Origin of the sequence: Streptococcus sp. FSL W7-1342 (genome assembly GCF_037966635.1) — a bacterium.
In the GTDB taxonomy this organism is placed as follows: domain Bacteria; phylum Bacillota; class Bacilli; order Lactobacillales; family Streptococcaceae; genus Streptococcus; species Streptococcus salivarius_D.
Window position 1 is genome coordinate 1,531,465 of sequence record NZ_CP150200.1, and the last position, 17,036, is coordinate 1,548,500.

A 17,036-nucleotide genomic window follows, 5' to 3' on the forward strand; every position below is an offset into this window, starting at 1 on the left:
TGAGTGTGAGGATATCGTCTATAAGAAACAACCATTCAAAAGGTCGTTTTCTTATACCCATTTTAACAAAAAAGTGAGGTAAAAATCAATGTGGATGGAAGAACTTCCCAACGAAAATACAAATTTTTTGAGCGTTACAAGGACGCTTACACCGAGAAATGGAAACGAGTGTCTGTTACGCTTAATAGCGGCTCAAATCGAGCGAAAAAAGAAGCTCAACGCTTACTTGATGATAAGATAGCCCAGAAAATAGAATCATCAAGCACTACTAACGTATCATTCCATAGTGCCTTCAACGAATGGTGGGAGTTTCATCAAAAGCAGATTAAGTTAAGTTCAATCAAGAGCCTTGCAGCATCCGTTAAGAGAATATCGGACACTATTGAGCAAGGGACAATTCTATCAAACATCAATGTCCGACTTATCCAATCATTACTAGACACTGAAGACTGGACAGATTCACAAAAGTATCGTGCCAAGACTGTACTAAATACATTCTTTGATTACACTATGGATCAACAACTTATCTCTGATAATCCATCACGGAAAGCACGACTGCCAAAGAAAAAGAATAAGCTCGAAAAACAGCAAGCTGCCAAGAATAAATACTTAGAACCAGACGAATACAGCCGCTTATTGAAAGAACTCTACCGAAAGGACATAACGCTGAGATATGCTCTAGCGTGTGAATTTATGCTTTTGAATGGTTGTCGAATCGGTGAATTGGCTGGGCTGACCGTGTCAGATTACCATAAAGAGACACGCTCTCTGGATATCCACACATCATTTAACAGGTATATTCCAGAAAATGAAGGAACAAAAACCGTTGCTAGTTATCGAACTACCTACCTCACCAATCGTGAAATGGAAATCATTGACCAGATACTAGAATTGAAAGCATTAAGCGAATCAACTAACCCAAACTGGTATCATAGCGATAAAATCTTCACGACCAATACTGGCAAGCCTATCCATAGCACAATCTTAAGTGCATCACTTCAACGGGCTAATACTAGACTGGAAACGCCTATCAACAAACACCTATCCCCTCATATCTTTAGACACACCACGATAAGCATACTAGCTGAAAATAACGTGCCACTAAAAACCATCATGGACAGAGTTGGGCATGCTGATTCGGAAGTGACCACTAGCATCTATACCCATGTCACAAGAAATATGAAGGATCAAGCGGTCAATGTTTTAGATAATATTATTACGAATAATCTTGCCCCCTCTTTGCCCCTTGAGTAGAAAAAAAGAACCCTAGGTTTAGCCTAGAGTTCTTAGAAACGTTGTTAAATCAACGTTTTATTTTTTCAAGTTGTAGAATGATTTCAAACCACGGTATTCTGCAACTTCACCAAGTTGGTCTTCGATACGAAGCAATTGGTTGTATTTAGCGATACGGTCAGTACGTGACAATGAACCTGTCTTGATTTGACCAGCGTTAGTTGCAACTGCGATATCAGCGATTGTTGAATCTTCAGTTTCACCTGAACGGTGTGATACTACTGCTGTGTATCCAGCTTCTTTCGCCATTTCGATAGCGTCGAAAGTTTCAGTCAAAGTACCGATTTGGTTAACTTTGATAAGGATTGAGTTAGCAGCGTGTTCTGCAATACCTTTTTCAAGGTAAGCTGTGTTAGTTACGAAGAAGTCGTCACCAACCAATTGAACTTTACCACCAAGACGTTCAGTAAGAGCTTTCCAACCGTCCCAGTCGTTTTCGTCCATACCATCTTCGATAGTGATGATTGGGTATTTGTTAACCAATTCTTCAAGGTAGTCGATTTGTTCTGCAGCAGTACGAACAGCAGCGCCTTCACCTTCAAATTTAGTGTAGTCGTAAACTTTACGTTCTGCATCGTAGAATTCAGATGATGCACAGTCAAATCCGATAAATACGTCTTTACCTGGTACATATCCAGCAGCTTCGATAGCTTTGATGATAGTTTCAACACCATCTTCAGTTCCGTCGAAACGAGGTGCGAAACCACCTTCGTCACCTACGGCTGTTTCAAGTCCACGTTCTTTAAGGATTTTCTTAAGTGCGTGGAAGATTTCAGCACCCCAACGAAGAGCTTCTTTGAATGTTGGTGCACCAGCAGGTACGATCATGAATTCTTGGAAAGCGATTGGAGCGTCTGAGTGAGAACCACCGTTGATGATGTTCATCATTGGAGTTGGAAGAACTTTAGTGTTGAATCCGCCAAGGTAGCTGTAAAGTGGAACTTCAAGGTAGTCAGCAGCTGCGCGTGCTACAGCGATAGACACACCAAGAATAGCGTTGGCACCAAGTTTACCTTTGTTTGGAGTACCGTCAAGAGCGATCATTGCGCGGTCAATACCTTGTTGATCACGTACGTCGAATCCGATGATGTGTTCAGCAATAACGTTGTTTACGTTATCAACTGCTTTTTGAGTACCAAGACCACCGTAACGAGCTTTGTCACCATCACGAAGTTCTACTGCTTCGTGTTCACCAGTTGAAGCTCCTGAAGGAACCATACCGCGACCGAATGCACCAGATTCAGTGTAAACTTCTACTTCAAGTGTTGGGTTACCGCGTGAGTCAAGGACTTCGCGTGCGTAAACATCAGTAATAATTGACATTACAATACTCTCCTTATGAGTTAAAATTTTTTACACCTATATATTACCATAATATCAAGGCTTAAGCAAATTAAAACCAGAATTTTCTAGCGATTTTCTATTTTTTAATATTTTCAATTGTTTTTGAAAATCTCAGAAAACTACTCAAATGAAAAGGAATTCAAAATATTGTATAATACTAGTAGAAAACTTACAGGAGATTCCTATGACTTCACTTGAAAACAAAGTGCTCCAATGCGCTAGTGGCGAAAAACGCCTTAATCCCGATGAACTTCGTCAGTATTTTGGAACCTATGCGGAACGTGTAGTCCTAGCTGTTCTATTGGAAAATGCTGAAAAGAAAACTGTAATTGACCATTTTCCGCAGATTTTAAAAGACTTACAAGCCGTTTACCCGAATCTTAGTCTCAAGATATCGCCAAAATTAGCTGACCAGATACAATTTACCTATATCAAAACGGCTCAAGCACTCAACATTTCAGCTACTATCGTGGACGAGGCCAAGGCCCATTCACCATACGGTCTTATTGTACATAGTAATCAAGCAGAGAATCTTGATAAAGTGTTATTTTCAGAGCTCTATCCTGATATCCTCGCTCCTAAAGAAACTGAACCTGTTACTGAAAAAAAGGGATTTTTTGCTAAACTATTTGGAAAATAAAAGCTGACGCAAGGTCAGCTTTTTCTTATATCACAATGTTTTACTGAGCTTGATGAGATTCCCAATATTGAGTCCTGTTCGATAGAGATTCTCCTTAGCAGTAGCTAAAACTTGGTCTAAGTCTGCTACTTGACCAATAATGGGAAAGGCAGCTGAAATGCCCGCTACTGGAAAATCAGGCAAGTCATCCTTTAGACTACCGCAGATAGCAATGACGGGAATAGCTGATGGTGTCCGCCTAGCCACCCCGACCGGTGCCTTACCAGACAAGGACTGGCTATCCATACGTCCTTCTCCTACTATAACCAAATCAGCAGACTTCACACGTTGGTCAAAATCAACACAATCAAGTACAAAGTCAATCCCTGATTTAATTTCTGCACCTGCAAAGGCCACCAGGCCTGCAGCCATGCCTCCCCCTGCTCCTGAACCAGCCAGTTTTAAAACTTCTGGAGCAAAGTTAGTGTAGAATTGTGACATATCTTGATCAACTTTTTTAAATTGTGAAGGAGACAAGCCTTTTTGTCCACCAAAAATATAGGTTGCTCCATCTTGGCCACACAGGGGGCTATCTACGTCAGTAATCAGACGAATGGTGACACCAGACAAATCAAGCTTATTTTTAGAGAATACCTTCTTAATGAGACCAAGATTAGCACCTATTGGCTCAAGCTCCTGTCCTTCAGAATCATAAAAACGATAACCCAATCCATATGCCATACCAATACCACCATCATTGGTAGCAGATCCACCTACGCCTATAATAAACTCTCGGATGCCAGATTGAACCAAATGAACAATTAGTTCACCTACGCCTTGTGTCGTTAGAGCTAGAGGATTTCGTTTTTCCTTAGAAATATGCTCTAAGCCACAAATCGCAGCCATTTCAAAAATGGCAGTCTGACCATTACTGGCAAAAGAAACACTTCCATCACTTGTATAGGCATGAGGAATCTTGATACTTTTCTTCTCAAGATTTAGATTTTCAGCAAGAGCATCTAAGGTCCCTTCACCACCATCGCCTATTGGCATAAGGTCAAAATCAGCGTCGGGTAAGGCATTTTCAAAGCCCGATTTGAGAGCTAAGGCGACCTCTTTTGCAGATAAACTTTCCTTAAATGAATCAGGTGCAATCAAAATTCGCATGATGTCCTCCTTCTATTTTTCTTTTAGGTAAGGGGATAAGGCCTGAACTAACTCTTCCGTCATATGTCTAGGACCCCGAACAGTTTTAATACCTAAACTCTTTAGTCTATCACTATCAAAGTCAGTGTCATTAAAAGTGTATAAGGGCTTAATCCGCATCAACTCTTTAATACTCTCCTCTTCACGATAACCTTGATTAGGGATATTTGCCTCTAAAACCTGACAGAGGTAACGGATGGCCTTGGTAGGTGCCGTAATATAGATAGCCACAAAATCTCCCTTTTGCATACTAGCTTTCTGTGTCCAAAGAATCTCCTCATTTGCGGAAAACTCATCCCCAATATCGTAGTATTTCAAATTTACCGGGATAATCCAATAATGAGGCTCCGAAGCCTTTCTAAGATGTTTGGGAGCCACTAGGGAACGACTTTCACTAAGAAGCTCAAAAACAGTCTGGTCTGGCAAGGTCTCATCTAAAACAAGACTAACCCAGGTCTTCTTGGACATATGGTAGCTAGGAAAAACGCCATCCATTTTCAAGAGTTTATCCATTTGCTTAGGATTAACCTTGAGGTTAACCACATCATATATTAAATCTGCCTTTTCTCCATCAAGCCCTAGTTTTTCGCCCTTAAGAGGAAAAAACAAGGCATACCATTTACCATCAACTCTAAAAGATAGATAGCTTGGTTCTTTCTCGAAAGGATGGTCTGCTTGGTCTGAAAATTCTTGAACTAAAAATTTAGCCAGACGATTAGCTTGCGGAGATGAGAATAATTGATCTTCATAACAAGAATCAGCTACCTGTGACAGAAGTTCTCCATAAGCTTCTCTGACTTGACCAACGTAAGTTCCAGTAGCCTGAGGACTCCTGAAGATATCATAAGGCTCATCAAAATCACTATCGACAACCTGTCCCGTCAGCTTACCTTCTAAATCAATAAACAATCGAGCTTCAAGTTCTTCAGCTATCAGTGGTTTTCTGAACTCATAGCCTTGCTCGGTAGCTGTAAAACCAAAAGGCTCTAGGCTATCAGGTTTTAGGACTTTCTTTTTAAAATAAGCATCCTCAAAAGTCATTGGTTCTCCCTTTTTCTAAAAAAGAGAAGTTGAGACAAACTTATGTCCCAACTCCTTTTTTATTTTGTTGACTGACGTAAGGTAATACCGTGATTAAGAATAACATCTTTTTCTTCAAGCTCTTCCTTATTCATGATTTTAGTCAACATACGCATGCTAACTGCCCCTAAATCATAGAGAGGATGATTAATACTAGAAAGGTTTGGACGTGTGTAGCTTGTAATTGGTGAGTCATTGCTTGTGATGATTTCGAAGTCTTCTGGAACTGATTTACCTGCAGCAAAGAGGCCATTCAAGAGACCCGCAGCCAATTCATCTTCCCCAACATAGGCAGCAGTGGCACCAGAGTTCAAGACACGTTGTGCTAAATCAAAGCCGTCTTTATAGCTATATTTAGCTTCAAAGACAAGTCCTTCATTGTAGCGCAAATTATTCTTTTCAAGTCCAGCCTTATAACCAGCTAGACGGAGCTTGCCATTAATATCATCAATTAGTGGTCCTGATACAAAGGCAACCTTTTCATTATTCTTGGCAAGCTGCGTTACAGAATCCTCAACGGCAGCTTTATAGTCGATGTTAACACTCGGTAATTGGTGTTCGAGGTCTACTGTTCCTGCTAGAACAATCGGCGTACGGGTACGAGAAAATTCTGCACGAATTTTTTCCGTCAAGTGGTAACCCATGAAGATGATACCGTCTACTTGTTTGGCAAATAGAGAGTTAATCACGGTAACTTCATGATCGTCATTTTCATCACTAGATGCAAGAACAATATTGTACTTGTACATCGTAGCAATATCATCAATCCCCCTTGCTAAAGTAGCAAAATAACTATTAGCAATATTTGGAATAACAACTCCTACAGTAGTGGTTTTCTTACTCGCCAAGCCACGCGCAACCGCATTTGGACGGTAATCCAAACGATCAATGACCTCAAGCACTTTTTTTCGGGTGTTTTCTTTTACATTTTTATTTCCATTTACCACACGAGACACAGTCGCCATCGAAACACCTGCTTCACGCGCAACGTCGTATATAGTAATTGTTTCATCAGTATTCATAAAAACACTTCCTTTCTCATTTTACGCTCACTTATTCATGCTAATTGTATCAGATTCTGAAAACACTTTCAATTATTTTGACTGATTTTTTACAAAAAAATGAAAGGGATTCCTTCTTTATGGTTACGAGGAAGAAAGCCATTTCAGAAAAAGGCCTCTCATTTCGTGTTTCCAAGACTATCCATCGCTTACAAAACTAGCCTAAAAAAGTCTCAATGAAAGTAAATGATTTAATGAAAAGCCAAAAAACAACTTGCATTTTCCCTATAAAAGTGACAGAATGAGTGTAAGAAATACAAAGGAGTTTTTTCTATGTCTAAACTTGATCGCATTCGTCATTTTTTGAATGAAAATAAAGCAGGGCTAGCTGTTGTTTCAGATCCTGTAACTGTCAATTATCTTACTGGTTTTGATTGTGACCCACATGAACGCCAAATGTTCCTCTTCGTCTACGAAAATCGTGAACCTGCCCTCTTTGTTCCTGCTCTTGAGGTTGCACGTGCCTCTGCTGTACTCGACTTCCCAGTCTTTGGTTATGTGGATTCTGAAAATCCATGGCAAAAAATCAAAGCTGGTCTAGCAAGTACAGACAGCTCTATTATTTATGCAGAGTTTGACAATCTCAATGTGACTAAGTTCCAAGGATTGCAAACAGTCTTTGAAGGTCGCTTTGAAAACTTGACACCATTCATTCAAAAAATGCGCGTTATCAAGTCAGCTGATGAAATTCAAAAAATGATTGTTGCCGGTGATTATGCTGATAAAGCTGTTAATATCGGTTTCGACAATATCTCTCTTGACGTTACTGAAACAGACATCATTGCTCAAATCGAATTTGGCATCAAACGCTTGGGCTATGAAATGAGCTTTGAAACTATGGTCTTGACTGGTAACAATGCAGCCAACCCACACGGCATTCCTGGAAGCAACAAAATTGAAAAAGATGCTCTTCTTCTCTTCGACTTGGGCTGTATGGTGAATGGCTATGCTTCAGATATGACGCGAACAGTCGCTGTTGGAAAACCCGATGATTTCAAAAAAGAAATCTACCACTTGACTTTAGAAGCTCAACAGGCTGCCCTAGATATGATTAAACCAGGTGTAACTGCCAGCGAAGTCGATGCTGCAGCACGTAATGTTATTGAAAAAGCTGGTTATGGTGAATACTTCAACCACCGCCTCGGACACGGTATCGGAATGGATGTGCATGAATTCCCTTCAATCATGGAAGGAAATGACTTGGTAATCGAAGAAGGAATGTGCTTCTCTGTTGAACCAGGTATTTACATTCCTGAAAAAGTTGGTGTTCGTATCGAGGACTGTGGTTATGTGACAAAAGATGGCTTTGAAGTCTTCACACACACACCAAAAGAATTGCTCTATTTTGATGTCTAATTAATAAACATGGGTCTTCAATTAAATTGAAGATCTTTTTGTTTGTAGCCAAATCGAAAACACCAAAAAAGCTGACTCATCGAGAGTCAGCTTTTACTATTTTTCCTCATGCTCTTGTCTAAGATAGTCAAGTCCTTCTTCAATCCATCCTGGCATTGCTTCTGCCAAGGGTTTAAAGCCATAGTTCAAACGACTATCAGAGAAACGATGACGATGAGGGATTTTATTTTTTTCTTCCTCAAGGGTTCTCAAAGAAAGACTAGCCTTTTGTGTAAATTCATCAAAATCAACAACTTGAACCAAGACCTCCTGGTCTACCTTGAGGGTATTGTAGATGTTGTCGATATAACCTGTCTTAATCTCCGAGATGTGAATCAAGCCTGTGGTACCATTTTCCAATGAAACAAAGGCACCGTAAGGCTTGATGCCTGTGATAACACCCCTAAGCTTGTCTCCAATTTTCATCTTAGTCTGCTACCTCAACTGTTTCAATCACAACATCCTCAAGTGGCTTATCTTGAGCCCCAACCTCAACATTGGCAATCTCATCAAGCACCTTGTAAGAGTCTTCATCCACCAATTGACCAAAGACTGTATGGCGACGGTCTAGGTGAGGTGTTCCCCCATTTTCAGCATAAGCTTCTGCGATTGGTGCTGGCCATCCACCACGTTCGAGTTCCTTTTTAGCATAAGGAATTTCAGGCGTTTGAACGATGAAGAATTGGCTACCATTTGTATCTGGTCCAGCATTAGCCATAGAAAGCGCACCACGGAGGTTATAGAGCTCTTCAGAAAATTCGTCCTGGAAGCTACCACCAAAGCTTGACTCACCACCCATACCAGTACCAGTTGGGTCACCACCTTGAATCATAAAGTCCTTGATAATTCTGTGGAAAATCACACCATCATAGTAGCCACTCTTGGCCAAATTGACAAAGTTAGTAACTGTTAATGGTGCATGATAAGGGAAGAGTTTGATGACCAAATTACCATGATTTGTTTTAATTGTTGCGACTGGACCTTCTACTGTATCCAAGTCAAGTTGTGGGAAATGAAGTTCTTTTTCTACCAATCCGAGTTCCTCCAAGGCATTGAAAATGCCATCTTCTTCTATTGTTCCTGTAACGTAATCTGCTTTTTCTTTCAATTCTGGTGTGGCATTACCCATAGCAATCTTAAGTCCAACATAGTCAAAGATTTCCATATCGTTTGGACCATCACCAAACATCATGGCATTGACTGGTTTAAGATTTTCATGCTCCAAGACATGCTCGACACCAGAGGCCTTTGAGATACCATTTGCTACGACGTCAGAGGAGTGTTCGTGCCAGGGTACCATACGGACATGGGATGCGAGTTCTTCTGGTAATTCAAGGTCACCATCATTTTCCGCAAAAGTCCACATATGGTAAACATCATTCGACAAGTGAAAGTCTGGCTCCACATCACAAAGACCATAGACCGGTTTCATAGCATTATCAATCAAATCTGAACGCTCTGAGACAACTGGCTTATCCTTACCAGCAAAGCCCCAAGCAATTCCAATCTCTTTGCACCAAGCAACAAAAGCTTCTGTAACCTCACGAGCGAGGGGTTGGTTATAAATTTCTTCCCCTTTTCGATTAATCACATAAGTTCCATTGATGGTTACAAAATAATCGGGCTCTAGGTCTCGAATGTCCTCAACGACACCATAGTAGCCACGTCCTGTGGCAATCCCCGTCAAAATTCCTTTTTCTTTAAGCCCTTTGAAAACAGCCTTAATAGATTCAGGAATGTAGCCTGTCTTTTTGACACGAAGGGTGTCGTCAATGTCGAAGAAAACAATCTTTGTCTTCTTGGCCTTGTATTTTGTTTTAGCATCTACTGGCATCGCTAATCTCCTTTACAGTATCACGTCCAGAGTTAGGTATATCTGCTATCCTAACTAAAGACCGTATGGTACTCCCATTATATCATGTCTTAAAGCCAAAAACAAAAAATCATCTAGAACTATAGCGGTCTTAGATGATAGGCGTTTTAACGGTTAACACTCTTGATAATACGTTTAATATCACGTTCTTGTTCACGACGTTTGATAGACTCACGTTTATCGTAATCGTGTTTCCCTTTAGCAATACCAAGCAATACCTTGGCAAAACCGTTTTTTAGGTACACCTTCAAAGGAACCAAGGTCATTCCTGTTCCCTTAAGGTCATTTTGAAGTTTGGTGATTTGCTTCTTCTTAAGCAATAATTTTCTCGTACGGTCTGGATCTTGATTCCAAATATTACCTTGCTCAAACGGAGCAATATGAACATTGATTAACCAAGCCTCACCGTTCTTGATTTGGGCATAGCCATCTTTTAGTTGGATGCGTGCCGCACGAACGGATTTGATCTCCGTCCCTGTCAGCACGATACCCGCTTCAATAGTATCAACGATACTATAGTCATGTCTAGCCTTTTTATTCTGAGCAACAACATTGCCTTCACCCTTTGGCATAGCAGTCCCTCCATTCTCATCCTATTTTCGTTTTTTAGCAACGTCCTTGTAGAAAGGTTTGTTCCCTTTCTTCTTACGACGGCCACTCTCACGTCCCTTGTTATCATTATGAGGACGGTTTTGATTCTTACGCTTGTCGGGTTTCTTAGATGACTTACGTTTTTCGTCATAAGAGCCTTTACGACCATTAGCATCTTGATGGTTACGGTTATCCCCACGTTTACCACGACGTTCGAAGTCTCCATTTTGACGGTCACGACGTGGACCTCTATTGCGGAAGGCTTTCGCCTTCTCTTCACGTTCCTGACGAGCCTTGTGGTCTACTTTCTCAGTAACATCATACTCGCTTGGAAGGTATTGGAAGTCAATGTCTCCCGTTTCCTTATCCGCGCGTGTTAATTTGACACGAATAGGCTGACCAACACGGAAAGTCTTACCAGTTTTCTCACCCTGAAGTGTCATGGTACGTTCATTGTAATTGTAAAATTCTGGAAGGGTCGTGATGTGAACCAAACCTTCGATGGTATTTGGCAATTCGACAAACATACCGAATTTAACCACACTTCCGACAATACCATCGAATTCTTGACCAACAAACTCTTCCATGTATTCCGCTTTTTTCATAGCTTCAACGACACGTTCGGCATCAATGGCACGACGTTCAAGAGTTGAAGATGATGTCGCTAATTCAGGAATAACCTCTTCAAAATGTTCACGCGTTTCTTGAGACATATTGTTAGTGTACTCACGAATCATTCGGTGAACCAAGAGGTCTGGGTAACGACGGATTGGACTAGTAAAGTGGGTATAATACTGAGCCGCAAGTCCATAGTGTCCGTGATTGTGTTCTGAATAGCGAGCTTGTTGCATTGAACGAAGCAGCATCATGTTCATGACCTCTGCTCCAGGTTTCCCCTGAACTTTGGCCATAAACTCTTGCAAGTCTAGCTGATCCATCTTATTGGCAGTCCCTTTGATTTGAACACCAAAGATAGAAGCATAATCCATGAAGCGTTGCCATTTCTCAGCTTTTGGCTCTTCGTGGATACGGTAAATAAATGGCAACTTAGCTTTGGCGAAGTGCTCTGCCACACATTCATTGGCAGCCAACATGAAGGATTCAATCATTCGCTCGGCTGTTCCACGTTCACGCACCACGATATCCACTGGCATCCCCTTCTCATTGACCAAGATACGAGCTTCAGATGTATCAAAGTTAAGGGCACCACGACGCTCACGCATGTCTTCTAAAATCTTATGCAATTCTGCCATAGCTGATACAGAATCCATGATTGGCTTAAACTGCTCAATCTTTTCTGGATTTCCAGCCAACATCTCATTGACATCACTGTAGGTCATACGGAAGGTTGTATTAATCACAGATTGACAAATCTTATGATTAACCACCTTACCTTTTGGAGTAATCTCCATGATGGCTGACTGCGTTAAGCGGTCAACATTGGGATTTAGTGAACAAATACCATTTGAAAGACGCTCAGGCAACATTGGCACCACGCGGTCTGTCACATAAACAGAGGTCCCACGTGCTACAGCCTCACGGTTAAGAGCAGACCCTTCAGTGACATAGTAGGACACATCGGCAATATGAACACCAAGTTCAAAGTTACCATTTGGCAAATGTTTGATATGGACCGCATCGTCCAAGTCCTTAGCATCGGCTCCGTCAATAGTAAAGGTTACTTCTTGACGAAGGTCAACACGACCAACGAGGTCTTCTTGACTCGGTGCATCTGGGACAGCTTCTGCTTCCGCCATGACATCCTCTGGGAACTCTGAAACAATATCCATTGATTCCAAGACTTCCAAGACATCAATACCAGCATCCCCCTGATGACCAATAATGTCACGAACACTTCCTACGAAATAATCATAGTGACGGTTAGGGTATTTTTCAATATCAACCTTGATAATTTCAGTACCATCTAGGGCAACTGGTTCTTTCTTGATATAAATTGGCTGCTGAATTTTTTGGTTTTTAGACTTAATGTAACCCGCATAGGGTTCTTTCTCGTCGCTAAGGATAAATTTCCCTACAACAGTCTTAAGTGAACGTTCTACAATTTCAACAACTCGTGCTTCTGCTGCTGTCCCACGCAAACGATCTGCTGGTTTCTTGATGACAACGGCAACAGTATCACCGTCAATGGCATGGCCAACATCATTACGACCAATGAACATATCATCTTCACTGTCATCGACATGCAAGAAACCAAAACCGTTCTTATTGGCACGGAAGACACCTTCAACAGTCACCTGATTAGGGTTTTCTTTCTTAGGACGCAAGGATACAGATCCATCTCGGTTAAAACGCAACTGTCCCTTACTTTCCATGGCTGATATGGCCTTGATGAGCTGAGGGAACTTTTCTCCCCCAGCATGATTAAGAGCCTGGGCAATGTCGTTTACACTGGATTTCCCATGCTCCTTCAAATAATTTATAATAGATTCTTTCATGATTTCCTTTTCTTTTATTTATTGACTATAACGCAAAAAATGAGCCAACCTCAGTCAGCTCATTACTTACTTGAGAGAATGGAAAGGACGATTGCATCTACAATCCATAGAAAAACCATGATTCCTGTAAAGCGTTGCATAAAGGCTTCAAAACCACGTGGTTTACTACGTTCAAATAGTGCTTCTGACCCACCACCATCAAAGACATTGCTACTTGGATTTTTTTGTGGCTGCATGAATACCGCAATCACAATAATAGCTGACATCACCAAGAGCAGCGTTAATAATAAGTCGTACATAGTTATTCCTCCGAAAAAGTCCTTTTTATTCTACCATAGAACCCTTTAAGATTCAACATGTAAGGTTACTTTTCTATCCTTAGGGCAGAATTTGGGTACCTGAATTTTCTCAGGATGATTTTGTTTATTTTTACTTGTGAGATAGTTGATGCTCCCACATTCACTACACTTTAAATTGATTTTAACTCTCACCTATATTCTTGACTCCTAGCGATTTTCTAAAGATGATTAAGGACCAGACAAAATTTCCAGAGACGATCATTGCCGTCACAAAGAAAACCCAGCGATAACCTAGACCTGTCGCAACTGCTGACCCAACAAAGGGACCTAAAACTTGTCCAATATATGAAAAGCTTTGATTAAAGCTAAATATTCTTGAGATTCCTTCTTTGGGTGTCATCTTGGTCAATAAAGAATTGACACTAGGCATAAGAGCACCCACGCCAAAGCCATAGGCAAAACGTAAGATACCCAGCTGCAAGGCTGAACCGGCAAAACCACAGAGGAAATACAAGAGAAAACTATAAAATAGCCCCATTAAAAGCAAGCGATGATTCCCAATACGGTCTCCCAATTTTCCCAGATAAGGAGTACTTAAGAGACTAGAGAAGCCCATAGCAGAAACTATTAACCCTGAGTAAAAAAGGATATTGTCCCTCTGACCTAAATAACGAATGTAAAGGGCCAACATAGGCGCAATCGATTGGGCAGAAATCTGGATAATCATACTGGTCACAAAAAGGCCAATCAACATAGATTTGCTGGGAATTTTTGCAAAAACCTGAGAAAGAGTCATCATCTCTCCCTTTTCGACAGGCTGGAAATTCTCTCTCAAACCAAAGATAGTTAAGAGGCAACAGATAAATAGAATGAGTCCAACCAATAAAAAGGTACCCCTCATGCCAAACGCCTCAGACAAGGTACCACCTAACAAAGGGCCAATCAGAACACCTGCCGTTAGACTCGTAGACAAGGTCCCCAAGGCATAGCCAGAACGGTTCTGAGGAACCTGGCTAGCAATTAAAGCTGTGGCATTTGGGACATAGCCAGCAAACAAACCATTCAGCGTTCTCAAGAAAAGTAGCCAGAAAACATTGGGGACCAAAGCAAGACCTCCCATTGTAAAAGTCATCACCATGCTGGCCCTAATCATCATGGGCTTTCGACCATAACGGTCAGCCAGGCGTCCCCAAACAGGAGAAACCAAGGCAGAGGCTAAGGCAGAGATGGCAACAGACAAGCCAGCATACCATTCGACCATATCTCCTTTAACACCCAGTTCCTCAATGTAGAGGGCCATGAAAGGCATAACAATGGAGAAACTAGCTCCAGTAAAAAAGGTTCCTATCCATGCAATTTTAAGGTTACGTTGCCAATCAGTACTTTTAAGTTCTTTTTGGCGCAAATAATCATCTTCTTTCTAAAATTCACTATCCATTATATCACAATGGCTAGCTATGAGGAGCTCGTTAAATCATTTATTGCGCTCTTCACCTTCTCCTTCAAATCATCGAGACTACCGTTATTATCAAGAACCAAGCTGGCATAAGGCATTTTCTCAGCTAAAGACATCTGGCTATCAATACGCATCTTAGCTTCCTCAACACTTAAGTGATTACGTTTCATCAAGCGTTGGCACTGGACCTCCGGTGACACTGCCACCAACCAAATCTGGTCAAACCAGTCCTGATACCCATTTTCAATAAGCAAGGGAATATCCATGAAAAAAACATCTTCTTCCTTGGCCAAACGCTCCCTCTGGGCTGCTAGTTCCTCTCGAATAATTGTCCCTTGAATCTCAGCAGACCGCTGTCTCATCTCCTCATTGGAAAAAATCAGTTGCCCTAGTTTTGGACGATTCAATTCTCCATTAGGAAGGAGAATTCCCTCTCCCAACCAATCAAGCAAGGCACGGTACAGACGGCCCCCTTGGGCCTGCATGTCGTGTACAAGCTGATCAGCGTCAATGACCTTGTAACCTGCCTCTTTAATCATTTCAACAACAGTAGATTTTCCTGAAGCAATACCACCTGTTAATCCAATAATCATCGTTTTTGACAATGAGGACACAAATGTGTTCCTCTCCCTCCTAACTTGATTTTCTCAATTGTGCTTGCGCAGCGTGGACAAGGCTGTCCCGTCTTTCCGTAAACCTGCAAATAGTTCTGCATGGTCCCATCCTCACCAAGGGCATTACGGTAGGTCCTTATGGTTGAGCCACCTTTTTCAATTCCTAGCTGTAAAATAGCAATCGTTTGATCGTGGACCCGCTTCATGGCTGCCTTGCTAAGTTTCTTTGCTGGCGTCTCAGGATGAACCTTAGCTGCCCAAAGCACCTCATCAACATAGATATTGCCTAGACCAGCCACTAATTTCTGCTCCAAAAGGAGACTTTTAATAGGCTTGGCAGAGGTCATCAAGGCTCTCTCAAACGGAGCATATTTAAAAGCCTTCTTAGTAGGCTCAGGACCAAGCTTTTTCTTTGTAAAATAAGCCTCCTCTTGATTTTTAGCCAATAAATCAAAGGTCCCAAACTTGCGGACATCCTGATAAACAAGAGTCGATCCATCATCTAAGGTAAAGAAAAGATGGAAATGCTTATTAACAGGAACCTGATCTGTAAACAAGAGGTATTTTCCTTCCATGCGCAAGTGGGAAATCATAATCAACTGTCCAAAGTCAAAAATCAAGTACTTGCCTCTACGTCGCATGGCTTGAATAGTTTGACCAGCTAAGTCATTCAGAAAACTATCGTAGGAGGTCTTTATCATTTTCGGGACCTTAACTTCAACAGACGAAATGGTCCGACTTACTACCAATCTTTCTAACCCTCGTCTAACAGTTTCTACCTCAGGTAACTCAGGCATTTGCTCCTCCTTCTAACAAGAAAGCCGAGCAAATGCCCAGCTTTTTAATATTCTTTTTCGTTGTATCCGAAATCGGCAAGATCTAATTTCTTATCACGCCAATTTTTCTTAACCTTAACCCAGGTTTCAAGGAAGACCTTGTCCCCTAGCATAACTTCAATATCTTTACGGGCAAGGGTACCAATTTTCTTGAGCATGGAACCTTGCTTACCAATGACAATACCTTTTTGGCTGTCACGCTCAACCATGATTGTCGCACGAATATGAATCTTATCCGTGTCTTCATCACGCTTCATCTCATCAATGACAACCGCAACAGAGTGTGGAATTTCTTCACGTGTCAACTGAAGGACTTTTTCACGAATCATCTCCGATACCAAGAAACGCTCTGGGTGGTCGGTGATTTGGTCCGCTGGGAAATATTGGAACCCTTCCTCAAGGTTATCACTCAAGACATCCACAAGATGAGAAACGTTGTTTCCTTGGAGGGCAGATATCGGAATAATCTCCTTGAAATCCATTTGTGTACGGAAATCCTCAATCTGCTCTAAGAGCTGATCTGGATGAACCTTGTCAATCTTATTGATTACCAAGATAACTGGAACCTTAGCTTGTTTAAGACGTTCGATAATCATATTATCACCCTTACCACGGGGTTCATCCGCTGGTACCATAAAGAGGACGGTATCCACTTCACGAAGGGTTGAATAAGCAGATTCCACCATGAAATCTCCAAGAGCCGTCTTAGGCTTGTGAATCCCTGGTGTATCGATAAAGACAATCTGTTCCTTATCAGTTGTGTAAATCCCCATAATTTTATTACGGGTTGTTTGAGCCTTATCACTCATGATAGCAATTTTTTGCCCCATAACATGGTTCAAAAACGTTGATTTTCCTACATTAGGACGGCCAATAATAGCCACAAATCCTGATTTAAATGTCATATAACTTA

The 17,036-nt window shown here is 41.3% G+C and carries 17 protein-coding genes; 3 read left to right on the top strand and 14 right to left on the bottom strand.

Annotated features, from left to right (window positions below):
- Positions 1-90: 90 nt before the first annotated feature.
- Positions 91-1,254, top strand: a complete 1,164-nt coding sequence (locus NSQ79_RS06980) for a site-specific integrase (RefSeq protein WP_339313427.1) — start codon at positions 91-93, stop codon at positions 1,252-1,254.
- A 57-nt stretch (positions 1,255-1,311) separates the two neighbouring features.
- On the opposite strand, the gene eno is transcribed toward NSQ79_RS06980, so the two are convergent.
- Positions 1,312-2,616, bottom strand: coding sequence for a surface-displayed alpha-enolase (gene eno, locus NSQ79_RS06985; protein ID WP_002886048.1), 1,305 nt, complete (start codon positions 2,614-2,616; stop codon positions 1,312-1,314).
- A gap of 205 nt (positions 2,617-2,821) precedes the next feature.
- Between eno and NSQ79_RS06990 the strand changes: the two genes are divergently transcribed.
- On the top strand, positions 2,822-3,277 hold the full coding sequence (locus NSQ79_RS06990) for a YueI family protein (RefSeq protein WP_339313428.1): 456 nt from the start codon (positions 2,822-2,824) through the stop codon (positions 3,275-3,277).
- Positions 3,278-3,307: 30 nt separating this feature from the next.
- Here the strand turns inward: NSQ79_RS06990 and NSQ79_RS06995 are convergent, their stop codons facing one another.
- From NSQ79_RS06995 to ccpA, 3 genes are read right to left on the bottom strand one after another with little or no spacing between them, the layout of a single operon-like run.
- Entirely contained in the window at positions 3,308-4,423 is a 1,116-nt protein-coding gene (locus NSQ79_RS06995; protein ID WP_339313429.1) for a glycerate kinase, read from the bottom strand.
- Positions 4,424-4,435: 12 nt separating this feature from the next.
- Positions 4,436-5,503, bottom strand: a complete 1,068-nt coding sequence (locus NSQ79_RS07000; RefSeq protein ID WP_339313431.1) for an MmcQ/YjbR family DNA-binding protein — start codon at positions 5,501-5,503, stop codon at positions 4,436-4,438.
- A gap of 59 nt (positions 5,504-5,562) precedes the next feature.
- The gene (gene ccpA / locus NSQ79_RS07005) at positions 5,563-6,564 is read right to left on the bottom strand and encodes a catabolite control protein A (protein ID WP_014634136.1); all 1,002 of its coding nucleotides are present in this window, start codon (positions 6,562-6,564) and stop codon (positions 5,563-5,565) included.
- A gap of 312 nt (positions 6,565-6,876) precedes the next feature.
- Here ccpA and NSQ79_RS07010 point away from each other — a divergent pair, with 312 nt between their 5' ends.
- On the top strand, positions 6,877-7,959 hold the full coding sequence (locus NSQ79_RS07010) for a Xaa-Pro peptidase family protein (protein ID WP_339313433.1): 1,083 nt from the start codon (positions 6,877-6,879) through the stop codon (positions 7,957-7,959).
- Between the two features lie 96 nt (positions 7,960-8,055).
- Here the strand turns inward: NSQ79_RS07010 and NSQ79_RS07015 are convergent, their stop codons facing one another.
- From NSQ79_RS07015 to era, 10 genes are all read right to left on the bottom strand, one after another.
- Entirely contained in the window at positions 8,056-8,424 is a 369-nt protein-coding gene (locus NSQ79_RS07015) for a S1 RNA-binding domain-containing protein (protein ID WP_002886108.1), read from the bottom strand.
- A 1-nt stretch (position 8,425) separates the two neighbouring features.
- Positions 8,426-9,832 carry a Cof-type HAD-IIB family hydrolase gene (locus tag NSQ79_RS07020; protein WP_021144483.1) on the bottom strand — a complete coding sequence of 469 codons (1,407 nt, stop codon included), beginning with the start codon at positions 9,830-9,832 and terminating at the stop codon, positions 8,426-8,428.
- A 146-nt stretch (positions 9,833-9,978) separates the two neighbouring features.
- On the bottom strand, positions 9,979-10,443 hold the full coding sequence (smpB, locus tag NSQ79_RS07025; protein WP_002885905.1) for an SsrA-binding protein SmpB: 465 nt from the start codon (positions 10,441-10,443) through the stop codon (positions 9,979-9,981).
- Between the two features lie 21 nt (positions 10,444-10,464).
- Positions 10,465-12,918 carry a ribonuclease R gene (gene rnr / locus NSQ79_RS07030; protein ID WP_339313436.1) on the bottom strand — a complete coding sequence of 818 codons (2,454 nt, stop codon included), beginning with the start codon at positions 12,916-12,918 and terminating at the stop codon, positions 10,465-10,467.
- 62 nt (positions 12,919-12,980) lie between these two features.
- Positions 12,981-13,217, bottom strand: a complete 237-nt coding sequence (gene secG, locus NSQ79_RS07035; protein WP_002886135.1) for a preprotein translocase subunit SecG — start codon at positions 13,215-13,217, stop codon at positions 12,981-12,983.
- Positions 13,218-13,262: 45 nt separating this feature from the next.
- A complete protein-coding gene (gene rpmG, locus NSQ79_RS07040; RefSeq protein ID WP_002890443.1) occupies positions 13,263-13,409 on the bottom strand; it encodes a 50S ribosomal protein L33 in 147 nt (48 codons plus the stop codon).
- Positions 13,399-14,622, bottom strand: coding sequence for a multidrug efflux MFS transporter (locus NSQ79_RS07045; RefSeq protein WP_339313437.1), 1,224 nt, complete (start codon positions 14,620-14,622; stop codon positions 13,399-13,401). Before NSQ79_RS07045 ends, rpmG begins: the two co-directional genes overlap by 11 nt.
- A 50-nt stretch (positions 14,623-14,672) precedes the next feature.
- Positions 14,673-15,266: a dephospho-CoA kinase gene (coaE, locus tag NSQ79_RS07050; RefSeq protein WP_037605601.1), complete on the bottom strand. Its 594-nt coding sequence runs from the start codon at positions 15,264-15,266 to the stop codon at positions 14,673-14,675.
- On the bottom strand, positions 15,263-16,084 hold the full coding sequence (gene mutM / locus NSQ79_RS07055) for a DNA-formamidopyrimidine glycosylase (RefSeq protein WP_004182932.1): 822 nt from the start codon (positions 16,082-16,084) through the stop codon (positions 15,263-15,265). The genes coaE and mutM overlap by 4 nt, the downstream gene beginning before the upstream one ends.
- A gap of 44 nt (positions 16,085-16,128) precedes the next feature.
- The gene (gene era / locus NSQ79_RS07060; protein ID WP_002886016.1) at positions 16,129-17,028 is read right to left on the bottom strand and encodes a GTPase Era; all 900 of its coding nucleotides are present in this window, start codon (positions 17,026-17,028) and stop codon (positions 16,129-16,131) included.
- Positions 17,029-17,036 lie beyond the last annotated feature (8 nt).